At 52.4% G+C, this 296-nt stretch carries 1 protein-coding gene; it reads left to right on the plus strand.

What is annotated here, in order from left to right; all coding sequences use genetic code 11:
• Positions 1 to 296, plus strand: a 296-nt coding sequence (locus tag PAT3040_RS00190; protein WP_219930216.1) for a hypothetical protein, incomplete at both ends; no start/stop codon positions are given.

Raw genomic sequence — 296 nt, forward strand, 5'->3', positions numbered from 1 at the left:
AACGAAGCAACGGTGCTAATGAAGCAGCAATATACGGAACTTAGCTGGCAGCAGTTTCAAACCGCTCTTGACGCGGCAAATGAGACGTATGAATCCAGAAGTGCGACTCAGCCCGAAGTCAACGACAGTATGAACGCGTTGAGTAGAGCGCTGGCAGGTCTAATTAAGCCGGGCCGGACGGACGGCATGCTCGAGGAAGTTCCCTATAAGATGGATGTGTCCAATCAGGCAGGCTGGTGGGGGCCGCTCAAGACAAAGAACGGTATAACGTACATGGCATTTAATGAGCCGAGCCT

It is taken from the genome of Paenibacillus agaridevorans, assembly GCF_003112455.1.
In the GTDB taxonomy this organism is placed as follows: domain Bacteria; phylum Bacillota; class Bacilli; order Paenibacillales; family Paenibacillaceae; genus Pristimantibacillus; species Pristimantibacillus agaridevorans.